The sequence below is a fragment of the Bdellovibrio sp. HCB-110 genome (genome assembly GCF_047323225.1).
GTDB lineage: Bacteria > Bdellovibrionota > Bdellovibrionia > Bdellovibrionales > Bdellovibrionaceae > Bdellovibrio.
The window spans coordinates 3,693,837-3,715,494 of record NZ_CP178750.1; the positions used below are offsets into that span (position 1 = coordinate 3,693,837).

The window sequence follows — 21,658 nt, forward strand, 5'->3', positions numbered from 1 at the left end:
TGGTCCAGAATGAGATTAAATTCAACTCACCCGACCTTTGTCGATCTTGTCTCACTCTGAGATGATCGAAATCCAAATAATTATTTTTTTAATGGAGGCGAGAAATTCTCTTAAGTCCCCCCAAGTTTTTCTCGAAGAGTCTGGGGTAAGATTTTATCTTCGACTTTGAAAGGCGATTACAATGAGCGATAAAGCAAAACCAGGTCAGTATTTGACGTTCCAATTGATGTCTGAGCAATACGGCGTAGCTATTGAAACTGTTCGTGAAATCAACCAGTTTGGTGAGATCACTCCAGTGCCACGCACTCCAGATTATGTAAAAGGCGTGATGAACCTTCGCGGTAAAATCATTCCGGTAGTAAATCTTCGCATTAAATTCGGTATGCAACCGCAAGACACTACTCGCGACACTTGCATTATCGTTATTGATACGGAAATTGGCCAAGTCGGTATGATCGTAGACTCTGTAAAAGAGGTTGTAGACCTTCAAGAGTCACAAATCGAACCTTCTCCAGTACTCGGCAACGAACACGCAATGTCGTTTGTTCGCGGTATGGGTAAAGTAGATAACAAAGTTGTGATCTTGGTAGACATCGTATCTGCATTCTCTGCAGAACAAATGGGCCACATGGCTCAGTTCTCACACAGCGAAGAAGCGAAAGCCGCTTAAAAGGTGCCAGGGGATTTTTTACAACCCTGTCGCGTTAAATTTTATAGAGGGCTCGTCTAACAGACAGAGCCCTTTGTTTTTATTCCGATAGACCCCTCAAAGCTGGGCGCTACTGATAATCTAAGACATATAGATAATTATAGTTAATTCCTGTGGGTAAAGATCCATCCCAGTTTCTTCCCCAACACTTCAAGACATTGCCCGTCGTGATTCCACAGGTACCTGCTTGCACCGCCGCGACTTCTTTGTAGGAAGTCCCTGAATCAATCAAAGTCGGAGCTGTCCGGTTGGTTTGGCTGCCATCCCCAAGTTGCCCGTCAAAATTCTCTCCCCAACAATAGAGTTGATCCGCCATGCTGATCGCACAAGTATGAGTCAATCCAACAGTCGCTGTTTTAAAAGTCGTTCCAGGCATCACGTCCACAGGCGCTCGAACCGACGACCCTGCCCCACTTTTTACCTGCGAAGAAGTATTAAAACCCCAACACATGAGTTTATCGACATCGTCAATTGCACAAATATGATAACTGGAATTGGCAGCGAAAACTTTTTTATACGTGCCAGTAAGTTCCTGGGCACTGGTAAAGTAAGTTGTCGTCGAATTCACACCTACCGCTCCGGAGCCATTAAAACCCCAGCAGCGAATCTTTCCAGCCACCGTCAGTCCGCATGTCGTATACTGAGCCACCGCGACATCGGCATAAGTCACGGCTGTATCAACATGGAGAGGAGTATTTGCGACCGTATAATTGCCAGAGCCCAGTTGTCCGTTAGAGTTATATCCCCAACACTTCATCTTACCGTCATTGGTAACACCACAATTAAAACGATTCGGTGAAGAAGCTACTTTTGTATAGATCACACCCCTGTCGATCAAAAGGGGATGATTGAATTTGGAATATGCACTTGTTAAACCAATGCCCACTTGCCCGTCGAGGGCCGTTCCCCAACACTCCATATTGCCTGTATCATTAATTTGGCATCCGTAGATGGAGGTATCAAAATTAAAAGCCGTGTTCTTAAGAAGAACCGGTTTTTCCGTCGCAATATTTCTGCCCTTCGTGAAATTAAAATGCGTTTCGGGTGCTCCCCAGCATTTCTCAGCGCCGGATATTTTTCTGTAGCATCTTTGATTCAATATCTTATCTACATTAGTTTCTACGGCCACAGGAGTTAGCGAATAAGACTTACTCAAATAAGAAACCTTGTTAGAGCTCGGCCCCATAGAGATCGGCTCCCAACAAACCCATTTGTTATCAAGGGTCATCGCACAGCTTCCGGCTTCACTCATAACGACTTTCTGAATGCTGAGTCCTTCCGCTTTATAATGAGGCGCTTTATAAGTACCGCCCCAGCAATAAAGTTTATCATCCGAGGTGATTGCACAAGCGCGGTCACCAGATAGTTTGACATCTTTAAATGTCAAAGGATCAAAGAATCTCGTAGGACTGATTCTCCAATTCGAAGTCGTGTCGTACCCAAAGTGATAACTATGTGGCATCCCCCAGCAGATCAATTCACCACCGGTCTTAAGGCCGCAGAAAAAACCATTTCCCGCTTCAATCTTTGTCAACGTATCAACTGGCATTCCCGCAGGAGATTGAATATAGCCACTTGATCCATTCACAAGTAATTCCAGACTCCAACTATATCCCCAACAAGAGGTGATTCCACTCGTAGTCATTCCGCAAGAGTAATAAGAACTGGCTGAGACGCTCGAAAAATTCCATGGGGAATCCACAAAACCAGGAATGCTCGTTGTAGAACCTGAACCATTTCCCAGCTTTCCCGAGCTGTCACTGCCCCAACACTTCACACGATTGGCCAAAGTGACTCCGCAAACATGATCCATACCAATACTAATATCTAAATACTTTTCACCCGCATCCACCGCCTGAGGAGACGCATAGTAAGTTGTTCCTGATGGCACGATCACGCTAGAAATGTTCGCTCCCCAACAGTACAAGTCATCAACAGCATTGATTCCGCAAGTTAAACCCCCACCTGCCGATAATTTTTTAAAAACATGACCGCCAACGAGCGAAGGAACCAACGAATTTGTCTGTGAACCATTCGCCAAGACACCATTAATTCCTATGCCAAAACAACTCGTGGTTCCATCAGCTTTCGCTCCACAAATCCACCCGCCGTTGTAGGAATTGCCACCCGTCGCCAAATGGCTCCATCCTAACTTCGTTTCATCATCTTGAATATCCAACGCGAAAGATGGATTTTTTCCCAGCTTATAACTTGTGGGCGAGGAACTCGTTAAGCTCGTAATACCAATCAAAAGTCTTCTATTGAAAGCGTCCGTTGAGTCATAAATAGGAATCGAGATTGTCGCCTCTGACTGACCTACATTAAGCATAACACTTCCGCTCACCAAGCCATGATGGGAAGATGTTGCTACCGAATTCGCGAGAATGTCATAAAATACTTCAACGTTGTGACTGACAGGGTTCTGCGCACGAACTTTTAGCAAGTAAGTGCCGGATTTTTCTGAAACAAGATCCACTTCTTTTGTAAAGTCGATCTCATTGGGAGGTTGATAATTCCGAACGAAAACCGCCGGAGAAGTGTTACCGTTATAGAACATATCATAGAGATCATCAGTCGTAAAACTCACTCGGACTTCTCCAGCAGCGGTGGGCTTTACAAATATCCAGAAGTTATTCTTCAAGACAGTCATGTTGGCCGTCCCATTGACAACAGCCAGGTAATTACTTGCCGGGTTATCAAACATATTCATCCCACTGTCCCGATTGAAAGTTCCCGTTATTACAAAAGGCCCCTCTACTGTACCAGTCAGCGGACCGTCAAATGTGGGAACAAAATCCGAGGTATTCAAAGTATAAGAGGCGGTTCCAGCTGGTACACAAGCGGATTGATTGCCCGCCAAATCCTTTTGTCGAATATAAAAGGACATCAGCCCGTCATCGCTTCCATCTTTTTTGAAATTAAAGTTGCTCACTGTCACCGACGGACCTGTGATTTCCGCAGAACCTTTTAGAACAGAACATGAGGCATCGACAAAGGCCTCCAAAGTTCCCGTCGTCTCAGAACCCGATCCCACAAGTCTTGGAGATGTGGAGCATCCCTGAGCCACAGTGGAATAAGTATTCATCATGCATTTGTGGGTTGGAAGAGTTACGGGAGAGCCGTAGACCTGCCAGGTTCCCGTCGGATTCGCAGGAGCCACTGTGTCTAACGTAAAAAAGTAGTACGAAGGAACACAAGGACTCTGATTGCCCGCAACGTCTTTCTGTTTGTAATAGACAAACTTCAAACCATCATCGACACCTGCTCCGGCAAAAGTCACCCCGGTGATATTCGCCTGACCGGAAATAATATTTGCCTGCCCAGCAGATGTTGCACAGGCTGAATCAAAATAAACTGAAAGTTCTGTGCCTTCTTCGAATAAACTCGCCCCAGCTTGCAAGGTCAAACTCGTTTGGTTGGTGTACCCTCCCAAAGAAAGGCCTGAAACTTCCAAGGACTGAAGATTGACCGGAGGTCTTGTATCAAGAGTGTATTGCAACCCCAAATCGCCACAGGCCGAATCGCCGACCTGCGCGTAGAAACTCAAAAGCCCATCGGAACGACCGTCGCTGAAAAAATTCAATTGAACGTTGATATCTCCAGTAGCGCTCAAGGTGCCTTCGTAAACTTTCAGGCTGCATCGGGAATCAATATAAATTTTTATCGCCTCAGTTCCTTTTGAGTTCGCAAAATCAAGAACTAAAGTCGGCTGATAGTTGCTACTTTTTTGATTCTGAATACTCTCTAAAAAATGTCCCTGCTCAAGTTCAATCTCTGCTGCGGGAACTGCAGGCGCGGGGGTCTGATCGGGGTTTTCAACAACGCCTTCTTCCTCACTGAGAGAGGGCAGTTCACCCAAAATGGGCTTACAGGCCACAACGAAAGAGGCCATCAAAATGAAACCTAAATACTTCATTAAGCGCGCCATACTAGTTGGCCTCCGGAAGTTCTCTCATAAATAATTGCGAACCCTTTTGCTCATCAGGATAAACGACAGGAAAATTTACTTTATTGTTGATGAGGAGCATGTACGGTTGCGCATCAAAGTCCCAGTGATCTGTATCATTAGGTTTTTGCACCACGAATAGGGAGTTGGAATACGTGCTGAGAGCCATCACTTCGTAAGTGGAACTCATAACAAAAACTCTTCCCTTACTGTCCACGGCAAAATCAAAGAACGAAGGCCATGTTCCTGGAGTTGCCTGCCAAGTAGCACCCGCATCCGAACTTTTATAAACGATCGAGTTCAATGAACTGTAGATAGCCCCATCAGCTCCGCGTTTTAAGGCGACTTTGTTAATGGAGGTCACCGCAGCTTCCTTCATCAAACTCCAGGTCGAAAAATTTTGATCCGTTTTATATACGACATAATAAGAAACTCCACTGCGAGTCTCCTCTCCAACTAAAAAAATATTTTGAGCATCATGAAAATAGAGGTCGTGGAAGACAAAGTTTGCAGCGCCGACCGTGATAGGGAAAAGCTTTTTATCAATCCAGGAAACACCCTTGTTTGTACTCACTCGGAGTTGAACTTCCGTCGCCGAAGAAACCACCATAACCAAACTGTCATCGTAGGAAGTGTCCAAGTAACTGATCTTCACTGCCGCCGAGTTTAAGTTTGCAACACTTCTTTCCTGCCAAGTGCTTCCGCCATCCGTCGAAGCATAAAGTTTTTCGGCGGGCGCAGAAGTGGCGTAGAAATAATTATTAGTAGAATCCCTAGTCCCGTGGGAAAACTTTAACTGATCTGTCCAATTTTCCAGGAAGGATTCAGCTATTTTTTGCCATGAACTGCCGTTATTGGTTCCTAAATGAAGCGAGTTACCCCATATCCAACTGTCATTCGCAGATTCCGTGGCAAACCAAAGATCACCATTGCGTTTTTTCGTGAGAAAAAGAGGGACAACATCATAAGGTTGACCCCATAAAAGTTTTTGCGATGAAGACCACGAGAGTCCCTTGTCGGTTGAATACGCCGTTCGTCCAAGATCATCATCGGGGGACTCATAGAAAAACCCGAGTATGTCGCCGTTAGGAAGCGTCAACAAAGGTCCCCCTTGTTTGTGACATCCTCCACAAGGCAAATTGGCATCCGGCACTTTTGACCAAACTCCTGAATCTCTTCTGTGAATTTCCGCTTTCGTGCCGGCGTATCCAGAGACCACCAAGGTGTCATTATCCGATGACAAAGCGATTCCCAGACCATACCCATTGACACCCGTTGTGTACTCTTCCGTCCAAGTCATACCAGAATCAGTGGACTTTAAAACCCTCATCTGATTTGCAAACGTTCCGACCAGATAAAACTCAGTGGATGATTTGAAGATCAATTGACCGAACGAATGCCAAAAGTTAGTCGTCATAGTGAGTGCAGGCACGCTCACATCGGTCCACGTCCAAGTCCCGGCACCATAAACACCTTTGCGAATGGTTAAATTCGCTCCGACTTTTCCGACCGCCCAAAGATTTCCGTTGGGATCGACTTCCACGATGTAACCAGTACCAGAAACACTGTCGATTTGATTGAAAGTCACTCCACCGTCAGCACTTTCATAGACTTCCCAATTATTGGTTAAGCCCTCACCGATCGTATAGACACGACCGCTCGAATTCACGGCGATTCCATAGCAGGCATAAGCTCCTACCAGCTTGTGAACAGTGGACCAAGTCAAACCGTCATCTGTGGTTTTTCTCACAGTCCAATCATAGCCCGTATCTCTTCCTTCCGTACCACAGGCATAAGCAGAACCATCCGGAGAGGCGGCAATAGCATGCCCATAGGTTTCTTCGTCATATCGCCACATAAAAAGTTCGGATTTACTCCAAGTCCTTCCATTGTCCGTGCTACGAAAAGTGATCCAGGTATCCATCCACACTGCGGACTCTGCCATGGTGATAGCCAACAAAACTCCGTTAGCCGTTCTGGTCACATCTTTCCCAATTGCATAGGATGCGCCTATTGGAAGTGAGTTCACTTGAAAATTCGTTTGCGAAAATCCACGCACGGAAACCTTCGCTTGATCTTGAGTTCCATTGGCATCGACCACGGTCACGGTGTCTTGTCCAGGCAGTGCACTTAACGGCACTTGATAATTCAAATTTGTGGTATTTAAGTAGCCCGTTCCACTGTCAGTAAAAGTGTAATTGGGAAGTCCATCTGACACGGCAAAAAAAAGTGACTCGCCAGTGAGAAGATCCAAAGATCTGTGGTTCAATCTGAGTTTGAGAACCAGAAATTCAAAGAGTCGCGAAAAAGCCCACATCGGATTGAGGGTTTCATCCACAGGAACAATTTCCGCTTTATAATAGTGCTGATCAGAAAAATTACAGCCTGAAAGATCCGTCGACACGCCTGTCACAATCACCGGCGCACAGTGCTCGACCGCACCGTTGGCCTGCATGATTCTTACTCTGTATTTTTGATTGCTATCGCCACTCCATTCGAAATTGGCGTGAACAGAGGCTTTTAAAAGAGTGTCACGGTCTGAATCGTTTTCACCGACGACCTGCAGTTGAGATGCAGGCACCATAATACCAGGCACCCCTCCGTCCTTATTTCCCCCTATACCGGTCGACTGGGAAATTCTAGTTTCTAGAGAGCATGCCGAAACAAATACCACTAAAGGCATTAATAACAAGGGTCCCAAAACGTTCATAATAAACTTATTCGGCAATAAACAGGAATTACTGAAATATTCTCACTTCATTCCGCGAACGTTTTGGATTTTGTAATCTCTTTTTTAGATTTTCTCGGTCTGTATTATTTTGAGATGCTTGTTACCAAGCACCACTTTTTTGAAAAAACGTCCCGACAGTTTCAACAATCGCAGAAGCATCCACTTTGTGTTTGCGGTAAAGGTCTAGTGCCGTATAAGCACTCTGACCGAATTCACCGTGAACACCCAGGCTCTTCACTGCCACCGTTGCATCCGCTTGCAACAATGCATGAGTCAACATCTGTCCAAAACCACCAACAAGTTGGTGATCTTCCACAGTGACCATACGACCTTGCGTTTTTTCCAAAGCGCTCTTGAAAGTCGCAACATCCACGTGATTTACACAAGCGCAGTTCACAACAATCGTGCCCACACCTTTGGCCTCCAAGTCTTTCGCCGCCTGCAAGGCTTGCGGAACCAAAGAACCTGTTGTCGCAATCGTCACGGACTTCGTTTTGTCTTTTGCTGTATCAATCAAGATTTGCGCTTTTCTCAATTCATAAGAAGTCGGAGACACATAAGACTTAGGGAAGTTTTCACGACCCAAGAAGAACACCGAAGAATTCGGAACTTGTCCCTCTTTACGAGCTTTCGCAAAGTTTTCAATCACGGAGTAAACCAAAGCATCCGCTTCTTCACTGCATGAAAGAGAATACACATCGACATGAGGAATCGAAGAAACCATCGCCATGTAACTAAGAGCTTGATGAGAAGCTCCGTCCGCAGCATCTTGGAATCCTGTGTGTGAGAAAATTGCAATCACTGGAGCTTCTGACAAGGCTCCCATCGTCAAAGGCAACGCCCCTTTCGTCACACCAAACTGTGCAAACGTATCTACAACTGGAATATATCCCAATTTAGAAAGACCCGCCGCTGTAGAAACCATGTTGCTTTCTGCAATACCGACATCAAAAGAATCTTGCGGGAATTCTTTGCGGAATCCAGCAACACCTGTGGAGCCAGGAAGATCCGAGGTCACACTCAAGACAGGCAATCCCGCTTTACGAGCGCGGACCATAGCTGAAGAAACTCCCGTCTGGATTTTTTCTCCAGAATCTTTCACTGCTTTGGCTTTGATGTCTGCTTCCCATTTGTTCAGTTCATCAATCCACGTATTGTAAACAGCAGGGAAAGCTTCGCCACCATAAATTTCACCCAAGAATGCTGGTAACTCAGAAGGGCTTTTCAGAGGGAAACCGTGACCACCCGTTGCCGATTCCGCTGTTTTCTTAGTTCCAATCCCTTTGACTGTGCGTGCATGAATCACCACTGGCATTTTTGGATTGGCTTGAGCTTGCTCAATCGCTGTTACAATCGCGTCGTAACATTTTTGCAGATCATTACCTTCAGTTAAATTGATCACATTCCAACCCAAATCTTTCAAAGATTTGAAAGTCGGAGTCATAGAGAAAGACTCTGCATCAATGCGGCCGGAAAGTTTTGTATTGTTATCGCTGATGAGCAAAACGTAAGGACCCATCTTCCCCGTTTGTGCTAATCCTGGAATCGCCGCGAAGGCTTCTTTTGCTTCGCCTTCCATACAAGCGCCGTCTGAAATTGTCGTGACAGTCACGCGGTTGCGACCCGAGATCGCCTCCCCCATTGCCACACCTTGAGTTTGCGGAAACGCAGAGCCCAAAGGACCGTTAGAGATAAAAACACCTTCAGGGAAACAGTGAACTTCACCATGACCTGTAAGACCGCTTTCAATCGAACGGAATTTTTTCAACGAATCCAAAGTCAGACCCGCCATTTGGTAATTGGCTTTCAAAGCATACAAACCATTTTCACAGTGACCGGCATCGTTCACGATGTGAAACAAATCGTACCACTGTTTTTTCTCGCGCGCGGCCACATCAAAAACGTGTCCGTGCAGTGCCGACATCAATTCCGCCAAGGCCGCAGGTCCACCGTAGTGAGATGCAGCTCCGCCAAGCACGGCATTCATGTCCATCAAAGAAACCAAAGCACGAGTTGCACGAGGGTCGGCAACTGGAATCTGACGTCCGTCTTTGCTTTTGACGTGGGTTTTAAATTGAGGTTCCTGTGAAGGATTCCCCGCGAGTTTTGTTTTGATTTGGATGGGTTCTGTCATAGGATTAAGTTTTACTCTGGAAGACGAAATGGGTAAAGCTAACTGGACTGCTTACCGGGAGCGTTAAATGGAAAAACTCTATTCCCACAATATTCGCGATATCCTGAAAGTCGAATTGCACCGCCATCTCGACTGCTCAGTGCGTTGGAGTACGCTTACGGAACTGGCGCCCCAGGTCGGCATCCCTTTAGCTCCGACATCTCAAGGACAAAAGGATCAGTTTTTGATTACGGGCCCCATGAAAGACTTGGGTTCGGTTCTAAACAAATTCTTGAATGCGCAAAAAGTCCTCGCCAGTGAAGAAATCCTCACGCGTATTGCATTTGAGGCTTGTGAGGACGCTTACAACGATGGAATTCGACTCCTCGAACTTCGCTACGCTCCGACATTCATCGCCGATGGCCATAAAAATCTCACTTTTGAAAAGATCCACAAATCCCTGCATAAAGGGATTGAGATGGCCCGCAAAAAATATCACATGGCGATTGGACTTATCTGCATCGTACAAAGAATCAAACCCTTCGCGGAAGCCGAAAAGGTTGTTGATTTCGCTATTGCTCATAAGGACAGTTTTATTGCGTTGGATTTAGCCGACAACGAAGACGGATTTGATCCAAAAGTTTTTGCACCTCTGTTCCAAAAAGCGAAGAAGGCGGGACTTCGTATCACAGTGCATTCCGGAGAAGCGCCAGGCCCCCTTTCGGCACAATGGGTGAAAGACAGCATTGAAATTTTAGGCGCCGAGCGTATCGGTCACGGAATTCAAATCGTCAATGACATACAAGTTTTGAATTTCGTGCGCGATCGTCGCATTCCACTTGAAGTCTGCCCCATTAGTAATTACCTCACGCAAAGTTTTAAAACTTATGAAGAGCATCCAATTCGTCAATTGATGAACGCAGGAGTTCTTGTCACCATCAACTCCGATGATCCGGGAGTATTTGCCACGACACTCAGTGATGACTATGAAGTTCTTCATCGCGTTCATGGTTTCAGCACAGCCGATTTCCATCGCTGCAACCAAGTAGCTTTCGACGCCAGTTTTATTTCAGAATCAGAAAAGAACCGATTTATGACGGAATTTTTCGGATGAAAATGAAAGAAGAACTTCTCCACATGATCCGTGAAGATGAAGCCGTCCGAGAAGCTCTCGCCAGCACGGGAGAACTTTTTCATGGCTATCATCCGGAAATGGAGAAGGTTCATTTACGACATGCCAAACGGCTCAAAGAACTGATTGAAGAAAACAAAGGTTTTCCCACAATCGCGCAAGTCGGAGAAGACGCCTGCATTGCGGCTTTGCGACTTCTTTTACACGCAATCAGTTGGCCTGAGTTTATGCGTTCCCAAGAAGAAAGCCTGGTCGATCTTGCCAAGAAAAAACAGGTTCCGCGAATGTACGTCGCTTCTCTTGTCGATCGCATTCGATTTTACGAAGGCCGGAAACAAGTCTACGGCACCAATGCCGACTGGGATGAAAATGGCATTTTGAGAGTCACGGACGTGGAAGAACCGGACGAGCTCAATAAACGCCGCAAAGAAATGGATCTTCCAGCAATCCAAAGTCTGGTGATCACGCCGATGGACGGAGATTATCACCCACCCGATCCAGCCAAACGCTATCAAGAGTTTATCGAGTGGACAAAGAAGACAGGCTGGCGAGCGGTTTAAAACTCAAGCTCGCCTTTTTGTGTGAAGGGAATAGAAAACAATCCCATTTGCGCAGAGCCTTTAAGTTCATACTCTTTAGTCAAAGTTCCCTTTAAAATTCCACTCACCAAATTTCCAACTGTGTTGTATTTGAATCGCAAAGGAATCACAACGGCGTTTTCACCTTGTGAAGGAATATCAATGCCGTCTTTAAACTCGCCCTCAGTCACATCTTGTCCAGAAACAGTCAGGGCATAAGTCACTTTTCCCAGACGTAAAGGAACCGGGTTTGGATTCTTCACATTTAATTTTACATTCACCAAGGCATCTTGTCCGGTGACTTCGCTGACATTCATACCTACAACAGACACTTCCGGATCTTTCAAAAGATTTTTCGTCAAAGACGAGCAAGACACCATCACTGTCAAAACAAAGATAAGAAAGTAAATCGACTTTTTCATTGCAATCCCTTTTCAGTAGTTGCTTCATCCGCAAATCGCACTCGTATCTTTGCAGAAGGAAGTCCGCCCGTCACCTGAGAAAGCCATCCACCAACAAATTGCTCAATGGACGTTCTGGCCTGCTCACGAACCACCGTTCGATGTTCGATGGATTTTTCAACAAGCAACCCCATCAGCTCTTTTTGAATCTTTTCAAGAGACTCGCTTTCGCTGCGAAAAATACTTCCTTTGACGACATCAAAACGGAGTTTTCCAATATCCACGGCCGGTGTGCTGTTGGTAAGTCCGGGAACATCGACAAGAACTACGTCATCGATCAAACGAAACTTCCAACCTTGGTTCATGTCGACAAAGAAACTGTACTCCACCGGAACCGTCGCTTTCACAACGACACTGGGAAGATCAATCCAAAAAGCTTTCAACTGTGAAGTCCTTTCAAAGACTTCCACCTGTTGAAGTTTTGCGACCTGCAAGCGCTGTTTCCCTACGATTTGCGTGGCATAAGAATAAAATCGATATTCAATATTTTCCCGAAAGAGGTCTTCTAAACTTGAGGCCTGCTTGGTGAGATAATAGGTATTGAAAATCCACACTCCACACGCCCCTATAATCAGGCCGACTAACAGAAATTTAAAACGGGATAAAATTCTCATAAGTCCATAGTATGTGAAACGCAGAAATTTACTACTCAGAAAAAATGAACCGCGCTAACCTGGATCAAGAGGCTAATTCTATGAATATCAATTCGATTTTACATCATCCACTTTTCAATCAATTTGTACTTTGGACCGTTTTGGGACTGGGGGTTGGAGTGGCCGCAAAACTTCTTATTCCTGGCAGCGAAGCCATGGGCTGGATTCGCACAATCCTCCTGGGACTTGCCGGTTCCTTTTTAGGAAACTTTCTGGCACCTAGACTTTTCCATTGGCCGACGTTCACAGCCTTTAGCTGGCAAGGGGTTCTGATCGGCATTGCCGGAGCCGCGATCCTGGTCGTCGTAAATAGGATTGTCACCCGGTCTTGAAACACTTACCATTTAACTATACAGCATTGTTTAGCAGGGTGAGGTTCATGAATATCAAAAGAAAACTTCTGGTTGGTTGTCTTGCATTCATTCAACTGATTTCGTTTGGCGCTCACGCCAACGTTTTGGGAAACATGCAGACTTTTGCGCCGAATCCGGATTCTCTGGTGTTTCAAAACATCCACTCTTCGCAAACACTTGAAAAAAACTATTTTAATATCGGTTTCTTCGGTGCTTACGTCAGAAATGAACTGAGTGTCTATGACGATCTCGTCACGCCTCAGTTTGTCGACTACAAAGACAAAGCGTTCACGTTCGATTTTATTCTAGCTTACGGTATCACTCAAAACTTTGAGGTCACTTACTCTCTGCCAGGCTATTTCAGCCAAGAACCCGACTCAGGACAAGGACAGCAGAATTTTATTTCTGAAGGGATTAACGGACACCGTCTGGGATTTAAATACAATATCTCTCAAGAAAAATCCGGCGGCTTTGCGGTTGCGGGCTCCGCGGATTTAACATCCACCCAAGACAATCCTTACATTGGAAACTCCCCGTCTCCCATTTGGAATATCGAATTTATCTATGACAAAAGAGATCGCGATAGCGGATACGGATTTAACTTAGGTTATAGAAAAAGAACTCCTGGAGATCCAGTCTCCACTGATTACTTTCTTCCCGTCAGTGATCAACTGATCGCTTCAGCCGGTTACGTCACTGGACTTTCCAAGAAATGGCGTTTGCACGCGGAACTTTTCAGTTCTTATGGACTCAAAAAAGAAAATCACCCGGATCAAAAATATATCAACTCTTTAGAGGCCTTGCTGGGCGGGAAATATCGTTTGGCTAGAAATCTTTGGGGTCACTTTGGTGCGACGGCAGAAATCATGCCGGAGGGCCTGGCTCCTGATTATCGCGTCTATGTGGGGATCAATCACTTCTTTACCTTTGGCTCAAGTGCTCCCCAAACAACCGCTGCTCAAAAAAGTTCGACACTTTCAGTTCAGCCCTACGAAATCAACCTAGCACAAAACGAAAAACAAAAGATCACTGTCACTGGCGGCGTCGCTCCTTATTCGTATGAACTCACGCAAAGTCTTGGATACTTTGATGAGAATACGATGGAATATGTCGCTTACGACCAAGTCGGTGATGATGAACTTATTGTGAAAGACGCGGAAGGCGCGACCGTCACGGTTCCTGTTCACGTGCGAGAATCCGGAGTTTCACCAGCAGCAGAAGCTCTGCAAGTGATCCCTTCAGAAATCACCGTTTACACAGGCGGTGTTGCAAAACTTCAAGCCCAAGGTGGAACGCCTCCGTACACAGCCGATTTGAGTCCTGAATATTTCGGAAGCATCTCAAGCCGCACACTGAAGTACATCGCGCCAATGAATCCGGGCGATGTGGAAGTGACTGTCACAGACGAACAAGGGCAGAAAGCCAAAGCCCTGGTGCATGTCGTGACTATTCCAAAACCGGCCAAGGCTTTGCTTCTTAAAAACCTCAACTTTATTTTCAACACGAGCAATTTGACGAAGTCGTCACAAAAAGAATTGGATAAAAATCTATCCAATATGTCTCAGGTGAGAATTAAGAAGATCATCGTCGTGGGTCACACCGATAATATTGGCTCCGATGAATACAACCAGGAGCTCAGCCAATCCCGCGCGGAAACTGTGGCGCAAATTCTGCGCTCTAAGTTCAATCTTCGCGAGGATCAAGTGGAAGCTGTGGGTTACGGTGAATCACAACCTATTGCTTCCAATAAAACCGATGCAGGTCGCTTAACGAACCGTCGTGTGGAACTGAAGCTCTACTACAATCAATAGCACTGTCTAAAATCACGACAGAAAAAATTGCAAAGCCCTCTCTCAGAGGCAAAATCAGTGGAAAAGAAAATCGGGTTGAACTAAAAACTTACTTTTCCACGAGGTTTTGCCATGACTTATGCTCTGACGGTTTTGCGATCCACACTCTTGGTCTCTTTCAGTTTTTCCTCTATCGCCTTCGCGCAAAACAAACCTGCCGACCTCGTCGTCACCAAAGAAGAGCGCGCGCTTTATTATCAACACAAAGACACCGTTTCCACAGTGGCAAGTCAGTGTTTGAAAAGAACCTGGAAGACTCATTTGGATTTCTTTAACAAGTACGGAATTTCCAAATACTACGGCGATCGCAATCCTGCCATCGACACTCGCGAAGAAAGACTTGAAATCATCCGTCGCGTGGGAGCACCCGCTTCGATCGTCGATGATCTTGAGGGTATTAGCTGCATCGGTCTTACACGAGACTGCTTAAAAGAAGGCTTCGACGCCACTCAAAGCCCCGTTCTAAAAAATCTCTGGGCACGTATTGATCGCAACACTATCGCCAATGGAACTTCAGGCGTTGTGTTGATTCAACATCTGCAAAAGTTGGGATGGAAAGTTCTTTACTGGAATCCACGTCCAGACTTGATGACGAAATGGGATGCCGAAGAGCCTGCGATTCTTCCTGGTAAACCTGTGAATTGGAACTCAGGAATCACGAATGAGTTTGGTCAGTTCGTCTATCACCCCGCATGGGGCATGCACGCCATGAGATACGATGCCGTGATGAAGCGCGATCTCTATTACACGATCCGTGTTGATGATAAGCACACCCTGGTTGGATTTGATAAAACTCTTCCAGAAAGTTTTAAGGCGGCTCCATTCTTCGTAGGAACAGCCCATGCAGGTTATCATGTTTTCCCTGGAACCTATTCCAAAGTAATCGAAGCCCACAGCATGCGCCGACTGGATTCCATCGACAACTTAGAGGTTGGAGAATTCAATCCCCTCGCCCCCGGTGGAGCTCCTCGTTGGACACGTATTGAGAAATACCGCTCCGGCGTAATTGCTATTCCACCGCAATAACTTACTGAGAATTAATCTCAATGTTGTAGGGCAGGGCTCGGCCCCGTTGTCCTTGCGCGCTCCGGATTGACTTTCAAAGCCTGTAGCTGATTAGCTAAGAGGCATGGAAAACAAATACTTATCCGGCTTTGGAAATCATTTTTCTTCTGAGGCACGCCCAGGTGCGCTTCCTCAAGATCAAAACTCTCCACAAAAAGCGCCTTTGGGACTTTACCCAGAGCAACTCAGTGGTTCTGCGTTCACAGCTCCTCGCGCAAGCAACCTTTACACTTGGCTTTACCGCTTGCGTCCGTCTGTGATGCATAAATCCTACAAGCCACTAAAAGAGCTGACACAAAAAACGTTCTTCAAACCTCAACACACAAATCCAAATCAAATGCGCTGGAATGCACTGCCAGAAATCAATGGTCATTTCATTGAAGGTCTGCGCACGGTTTGCGGCAATGGCTCTAGCCACGAACAAAAAGGCATCCACATTCATCTATATTCCTTCAACAAGGGAATGGAAAACAGCTACATGATGAACGCCGACGGAGATTTCGTTTTCGTTCCACAAATGGGTTCCATCCAAGTAAAAACGGAATTGGGATTTATTGAAGCCGAACCGGGAGAAATCGTTTTAGTTCCGCGCGGAATGAAATTCCAAATCAATCCCCTGAACAGCCCTCGCTGCACAGGATACGTTGGAGAAAACTTTGGTCATCCTTTCCATCTTCCGGAATTAGGACCCATTGGCGCCAACGGCTTGGCTCATCGCCGTCATTTCCTCACTCCGGTTGCAGCCTTCGAAGACAAAGAGGGCTCGTTTGATTTGATCGGAAAATTCAATGGCGAGTTGTGGAGTGCAGAAATGGGCCACTCTCCATTAGACGTCGTTGCATGGCATGGAAATTACACTCCATGCAAATATGATCTTCGCAAATTCAACACGATCAACACCGTGAGCTTTGACCATCCAGATCCTTCGATCTTCACTGTTCTCACTTCGGCAAGCGACACACCGGGAACGGCGAACGTGGATTTTGTTATCTTCCCGCCACGTTGGATGGTGGCGGAACACACCTTCCGTCCTCCGTACTTCCACCGCAACATCATGAGCGAGTACATGGGATTGATCTATGGCGAGTACGATGCAAAAACGGCCGGTGGTTTTATGCCGGGCGGAGGAAGTCTTCACAATTTCTTCTCTGCCCACGGACCTGATGCTGAAACTTATGAAAAAGCGAGCCATGCTGATTTACAACCAAACAAAATTCAAAACACCATGGCCTTCATGTTTGAATCACGAGTGCCTTACATGGTAACGGACTTTGCTTTGCAAAAAGGATTTATCCAAGAGGATTACCAGGACTGCTGGCAAGGATTTAAAAAGAATTTTAAATAAGGAAAAGCCTGGTGATGAACCAGGCTTCTTTTATACCGTCGGGGATGGCGTACCTTCATTGAACTTCGGACCGATGGATAACCATTCTTGTAAAAGTCCGACCAATTCATTGCGACGAGTGGGTTTTGTTAAAACAGCATCACATCCCGCACTTAAACATTTGCGAGTCTCTTCGCGCATAGCATGAGCCGTCAGAGCAATGATAGGAGCCTTGTAACCTCGCATGCGAATGCGACGAACGGCTTCGTAACCATCCATCATCGGCATTTGAATATCCATCAGGATGAGATCAGGGCTGGTCGTCTGCAAAATATCCAAAGCTTCTTGTCCGCTTCCCGCTTGTAACAGATTGATTTTTTGCGGGCGCAAATAACGATCAATCAAAAGACGATTGTCACCAACATCATCGACCACCAAAATCACTTTTCCGGCAATCGAAGATTCATGAGCTAAAGGTTCTCGCAACGAGTTGTGATGAAAAGCTTGATTCACGTAAGGACTTAATTCCAAAAGTAATGAAACTTCAAAAACGGAACCGACACCCACTTGCGAAGAGACCAGTTGCAAATCTCCTCCCATCAAACGAGCCAGTTGTCTGGAAATCACTAAGCCCAAACCGGTTCCACCAAACCGTCGGGCCGTAGAAACATCGGCCTGACTGAAAGGCTGAAACAGTCTTTGCACTTCAGCGGGCGTTAGTCCCAAACCGGTGTCTTCAATCGTAAAGATGACTTTTTTTAGATGCCCTGCCTCTGCCGGAGAACGACAATCTTGAGTTTTCACCTGCACGCGCACTTGTCCTTTATCGGTGAACTTGACAGCATTCCCGATAACATTCAAAAGCACCTGTTTAATGCGCAAAGGATCGGCCATCAACAGAAGATCCGTGGCCGGACTCTCAACTTGTAAAGCGATCCCTTTTTCACTGGCACGGAAACCCAGAATAGATTGAACATCGCTCAGAATATCTTTGATTGAAATTTCTTTTCTTTCAAAATCCAAGCGTTGCGCTTCTATTTTTGAAAGATCCAAAAGATCATCAATCAACCGCGACAACAACTCGCCGTTTCTGCGAATAGCGTCCAAAAATTCTCTGCGCTCCTCTTCACTCAATTTATCCTGATTCAAAATATCTGCGAACCCCAAAACCGCGCCTAACGGTGTGCGAATTTCGTGAGAGATATTGGCAAGGAAATGGCTTTTTGCCAAATTCGCTTCTTCGGCTTTGCGCTTGAGGTTTTCCACTTCTTGAACTTGCGCCAAGGACAAACGGCGCTGTTGATCGAGCAAAACAAAAGTGCGCACTTTACTGCGCACCACATGGGGATCAAGAGGTTTAAAAAGAAAATCGACCGCTCCCGTTTCATAACCTTCAAACACAACCGCCCGTTCGCGCTGCTCGGAGGTCATCAGAATCATCGGAAGATTTTTTGTTTTTTTCGAAGCGCGAATCAGGCGGGCCAATTCAAAACCACTCATACCTGGCATCTGCACATCCAGCAGAGCAAGACCGAATTCATGGTCCATGAGGTGAGCCAGGGCTTGCTCTCCATTTCGTGCCGTTATGATTTCAACATCATTGTTCGATATTAAATGCGACAAGAACAGGACGTTCTCGATATGATCGTCAACAACGAGCAGCTTGGTTTTTTCCATGCTAAAGTACCCCTAACCATGAAATTATATCCGCTGACGTGCCGTTGGGGACGTGATAACACACCAAAACAAAACATTTCAAGAAATAAACCTTCGCTCTTTTCTGCCACTCGACAGACTTAAAAATGAAATTTCGCAATGCAAAGCTTAAATTCCTGCCACATTTTCCTGCTCCTATATGGCTTATATTCTTTATGGTACCTTCTTTACTATGAAAATCTCTGTGTCCCTTAGGCGCATTCTCAGCAGCGAGTTTCTGGATAAACTCGATAGAGATAAAATTTTCGATCTCTCGGCGTCGCTTTCCTACTACACGGCTCTCTCTTTGGCGCCCTTGCTGATTTTACTGATCACCTTCGTTTCCTTTCTGGGAGCGGATTTCAAGGCAGAGCTAGTCACGCAAGTTCAAGACCTTGTGGGCACCCAAGCCAGCGAAACGATCAAAGCCATCACCATGAATGCGCATAAAACTCCCGAGATCCGCGACCTCGCCGGAATTATCGGCGTGGTCACTTTATTATTTTCGGCAGGCGCTATTTTCGGACAACTGCGGCGCTCTCTGAATACGATTTTTGAAGTCGACACCCTGGCTGCCAATATGGAGATGAGTTTTCTTCAATCTTCTATGGATTTCTTAAAGCAGAAAATATTCAGCATGGGCATGGTGCTGACTTTCGTATTTATTTCTCTCGTGTCCCTCGTTATCTCCTCTTTTATTTCGATGACACTTCACGGATCTGCGGCTCTCATTGTTCAAACCGTCAATTTGCTTGTTTCACTTTTGATTTTTAGTTTTCTTTTTGCTTCGATTTACTTTTTCCTTCCGCAAAAACGCATCCCGCCCGTGGTTGCCATCACAGCCGGAGTGATCACAGCCTTTTTATTTTCTATTGGGAAAACATTGATTGGTCTTTATCTCGGACAAAGCGCTTTTGCGTCTCTTTACGGAGCTGCCGGGTCGTTCATCGTGCTGCTTATGTGGGTGTACTACTCCTCGATCATTATTTTTATCAGTGCCGAGATCGCCAACGAAATTAACAAGACACATTAGCGATTATAGGCCGCTCCGCACTTTGACAAAGTCACAAAGCTAAGGGAAATTTCTTGTGGACAGAATCTTTGCGACGAGGAGTTTCTATGCGCGATTTTTTTCCTGAAATTGAACCCTACAACAAGGGCATGCTGAAGGTTTCAGATATTCACACCCTTTACTGGGAAGAATGCGGAAATCCAAAAGGACAACCCATCGTGTTTTTGCACGGCGGCCCCGGCGGAGGCGTTCACCCTGACCACCGTCGCTTCTTTGATCCAAAAACTTATCGCATTATTCTTTTTGACCAACGTGGTTCTGGCCAATCTCTTCCCTGCGCAGAACTTCGCGAGAACACAACGTGGGATCTTGTCAAAGACACGGAGACAATTCGCGAAATGCTTAAGATCGACAAATGGGTTGTCTTTGGCGGGAGCTGGGGATCTACACTTGCTCTCACATACGCCATAAAACATCCTGAACGCGTGAAGGCCTTGGTTTTGCGCGGAATCTTCTTGTGCCGTCCTTCAGAAATCAAATGGTTCTACCAAGAAGGAGCTTCACAAATTTTCCCTGACGTGTGGGATGAATACTTAAAACCTATTCCAGAAAATGAACGCCACGATCTGGTGACGGCTTACTACAAACGCCTGACTCACGAAAATTCTGAAGTTCGTTTGCAAGCCGCTAAAGCCTGGAGCAAGTGGGAAGCCGCGACGTCTCGCCTGATTGTTGACCAAGGCGCCATCGACGAATTCGACGATCCTGAGTTTGCATTGAGCTTTGCGCGCATTGAGTGCCATTACTTCACCAACAACGCGTTCTTTGATACCAATAACTGGATTTTAGAGAACGTCGCAAAGATCCGCCACATCCCTGGCGTAATCGTGCAAGGCCGTTACGATGTTGTGTGCCCCGCTCGTTCTGCGTGGGATCTTCACAAGGCGTGGCCTGAAGCAAAATTTACAATCATTCCTGACTCAGGCCATGCCGCTGCAGAGCCTGGCACTCGCTCAGCTCTGATAGAGGCCACAGAGAGCTTCAAACATCTGTAAGAATTTCATTCCATAAGGGATTTCGCCGTCCCTTATGGAAGCCATAAATATTATCAACTTGTAAAGTGGTTCCAAATTGGGTTTATTAGCTTTCACGCATCACAGGGGTTGTGGTGTTAATCCGGGGGGATTTAAGTGAAACTGAATAAATTGATTTTGGCGGGGATCGTTTCAAGTCTGGCTCTTACAGCCTGCGCACCTCAAGCTAACAATTCATCAGGTGAGGTTCAGGCGACAGGGGACGGAATTATTGGTGGCACGGAAGTAAAAGCCGGCGACAAAATTCTAGAAAGTATCGTAGCCGTTTATGACTCTTATGAAGGTCAACTTTGCACAGGCTCTCTTCTTCCTAACAATCTAGTTTTAACAGCAGCTCACTGTATCGGACAGTTCGAAGACGCTATGTTCGTTATGTTTGATACGACTTTGGGACCTAAATCGGAGCGTCGCCAAGTTGATAAAATCGAAATCTCTCAGTACTGGGAAACTCGCCAGCGCGAAAAGAAAGACACGGGTGATATCGCTTTGATTCACTTCGTAGGATCTGTTCCTGCTGGTTACAAACCTGCGACTTTCTTGAGTAACTCCAATAAAAAGCTTCTTAAAAAAGGAGCTCCGGTGGTGCTTGCCGGATACGGAATCACAAACGGTGTGACAGGTGACGGTGCTGGCAGCTTGCGCATGACGACTGTTAAAATTGAAGATCCTCAATTCAGCACCTCAGAAATCAAGTTGAACCAAACTGAAGGTACAGGCGCTTGCCATGGCGACTCCGGCGGCCCTGCTTACATCCAAGTTAAAGGAAAATACTACCTTTGGGGTGTCACAAGCCGTGGAGTGGATGATCTTAACAACGACTGCTCGAAGTACTCTGCTTACACAAACGCTCTGTACTACAAAACGTGGTTGAACAGAATGGCCAATAAGCTCACGACTTCATTGGTAAGTCCTCAGGTTTCAAATTAATCTCGGATAATAAAC

General features: G+C 46.0%; 16 protein-coding genes. 10 read left to right on the forward strand and 6 right to left on the reverse strand.

The annotated features are described in order from the left end of the window. Positions 1-181: 181 nt before the first annotated feature. Positions 182-670: a chemotaxis protein CheW gene (locus tag ACL934_RS17515; protein WP_374075699.1), complete on the forward strand. Its 489-nt coding sequence runs from the start codon at positions 182-184 to the stop codon at positions 668-670. 109 nt (positions 671-779) lie between these two features. On the opposite strand, the gene ACL934_RS17520 is transcribed toward ACL934_RS17515, so the two are convergent. The 3 genes from ACL934_RS17520 to ACL934_RS17530 all read right to left on the reverse strand — a co-directional run bounded on the left by ACL934_RS17520 (position 780) and on the right by ACL934_RS17530 (position 9,520). Further along, entirely contained in the window at positions 780-4,637 is a 3,858-nt protein-coding gene (locus ACL934_RS17520; RefSeq protein ID WP_374075701.1) for an RCC1 domain-containing protein, read from the reverse strand. 1 nt (position 4,638) lies between these two features. Next, positions 4,639-7,251, reverse strand: coding sequence for a hypothetical protein (locus tag ACL934_RS17525; RefSeq protein WP_374075703.1), 2,613 nt, complete (start codon positions 7,249-7,251; stop codon positions 4,639-4,641). A 235-nt stretch (positions 7,252-7,486) separates the two neighbouring features. Beyond that, positions 7,487-9,520 (reverse strand): transketolase C-terminal domain-containing protein, encoded by a 2,034-nt coding sequence (locus tag ACL934_RS17530; protein WP_413612666.1) that lies wholly within the window; start codon positions 9,518-9,520, stop codon positions 7,487-7,489. A 67-nt stretch (positions 9,521-9,587) separates the two neighbouring features. Between ACL934_RS17530 and add the strand changes: the two genes are divergently transcribed. After that, the gene (gene add / locus ACL934_RS17535; RefSeq protein WP_413612667.1) at positions 9,588-10,613 is read left to right on the forward strand and encodes an adenosine deaminase; all 1,026 of its coding nucleotides are present in this window, start codon (positions 9,588-9,590) and stop codon (positions 10,611-10,613) included. After that, positions 10,610-11,191, forward strand: coding sequence for a hypothetical protein (locus ACL934_RS17540; protein WP_413612668.1), 582 nt, complete (start codon positions 10,610-10,612; stop codon positions 11,189-11,191). The genes add and ACL934_RS17540 overlap by 4 nt, the downstream gene beginning before the upstream one ends. Here the strand turns inward: ACL934_RS17540 and ACL934_RS17545 are convergent. After that, positions 11,188-11,631 (reverse strand): LEA type 2 family protein, encoded by a 444-nt coding sequence (locus ACL934_RS17545; protein ID WP_413612669.1) that lies wholly within the window; start codon positions 11,629-11,631, stop codon positions 11,188-11,190. The two genes, ACL934_RS17540 and ACL934_RS17545, sit on opposite strands and share 4 nt — an antisense overlap. Further along, the gene (locus ACL934_RS17550; RefSeq protein WP_413612670.1) at positions 11,628-12,224 is read right to left on the reverse strand and encodes a hypothetical protein; all 597 of its coding nucleotides are present in this window, start codon (positions 12,222-12,224) and stop codon (positions 11,628-11,630) included. Before ACL934_RS17550 ends, ACL934_RS17545 begins: the two co-directional genes overlap by 4 nt. 140 nt (positions 12,225-12,364) lie before the next feature. On the opposite strand from ACL934_RS17550, the gene ACL934_RS17555 reads away from it, so the two are divergent. The 4 genes from ACL934_RS17555 (at position 12,365) to hmgA (ending at position 16,936) form a co-directional block, all read left to right on the forward strand. Beyond that, on the forward strand, positions 12,365-12,655 hold the full coding sequence (locus tag ACL934_RS17555; protein ID WP_413612671.1) for a GlsB/YeaQ/YmgE family stress response membrane protein: 291 nt from the start codon (positions 12,365-12,367) through the stop codon (positions 12,653-12,655). A gap of 47 nt (positions 12,656-12,702) precedes the next feature. Continuing rightward, positions 12,703-14,487, forward strand: coding sequence for an OmpA family protein (locus tag ACL934_RS17560; protein WP_413612672.1), 1,785 nt, complete (start codon positions 12,703-12,705; stop codon positions 14,485-14,487). Between the two features lie 111 nt (positions 14,488-14,598). Next, the gene (locus ACL934_RS17565) at positions 14,599-15,552 is read left to right on the forward strand and encodes a hypothetical protein (RefSeq protein ID WP_413612673.1); all 954 of its coding nucleotides are present in this window, start codon (positions 14,599-14,601) and stop codon (positions 15,550-15,552) included. A 103-nt stretch (positions 15,553-15,655) separates the two neighbouring features. Next, positions 15,656-16,936: a homogentisate 1,2-dioxygenase gene (gene hmgA / locus ACL934_RS17570; RefSeq protein WP_374075723.1), complete on the forward strand. Its 1,281-nt coding sequence runs from the start codon at positions 15,656-15,658 to the stop codon at positions 16,934-16,936. 30 nt (positions 16,937-16,966) lie between these two features. Here hmgA and ACL934_RS17575 read toward each other — a convergent pair whose 3' ends face one another. After that, a complete protein-coding gene (locus tag ACL934_RS17575) occupies positions 16,967-18,592 on the reverse strand; it encodes a response regulator (protein WP_374075726.1) in 1,626 nt (541 codons plus the stop codon). Between the two features lie 178 nt (positions 18,593-18,770). On the opposite strand from ACL934_RS17575, the gene ACL934_RS17580 reads away from it, so the two are divergent. The 3 genes from ACL934_RS17580 to ACL934_RS17590 all read left to right on the forward strand — a co-directional run bounded on the left by ACL934_RS17580 (position 18,771) and on the right by ACL934_RS17590 (position 21,643). After that, entirely contained in the window at positions 18,771-19,643 is an 873-nt protein-coding gene (locus tag ACL934_RS17580; RefSeq protein ID WP_413612674.1) for a YihY/virulence factor BrkB family protein, read from the forward strand. A gap of 86 nt (positions 19,644-19,729) precedes the next feature. Continuing rightward, positions 19,730-20,677: a prolyl aminopeptidase gene (pip, locus tag ACL934_RS17585; protein ID WP_374075730.1), complete on the forward strand. Its 948-nt coding sequence runs from the start codon at positions 19,730-19,732 to the stop codon at positions 20,675-20,677. A 135-nt stretch (positions 20,678-20,812) separates the two neighbouring features. Continuing rightward, positions 20,813-21,643, forward strand: coding sequence for a S1 family peptidase (locus ACL934_RS17590; RefSeq protein WP_374075732.1), 831 nt, complete (start codon positions 20,813-20,815; stop codon positions 21,641-21,643). Positions 21,644-21,658: the final 15 nt, after the last annotated feature.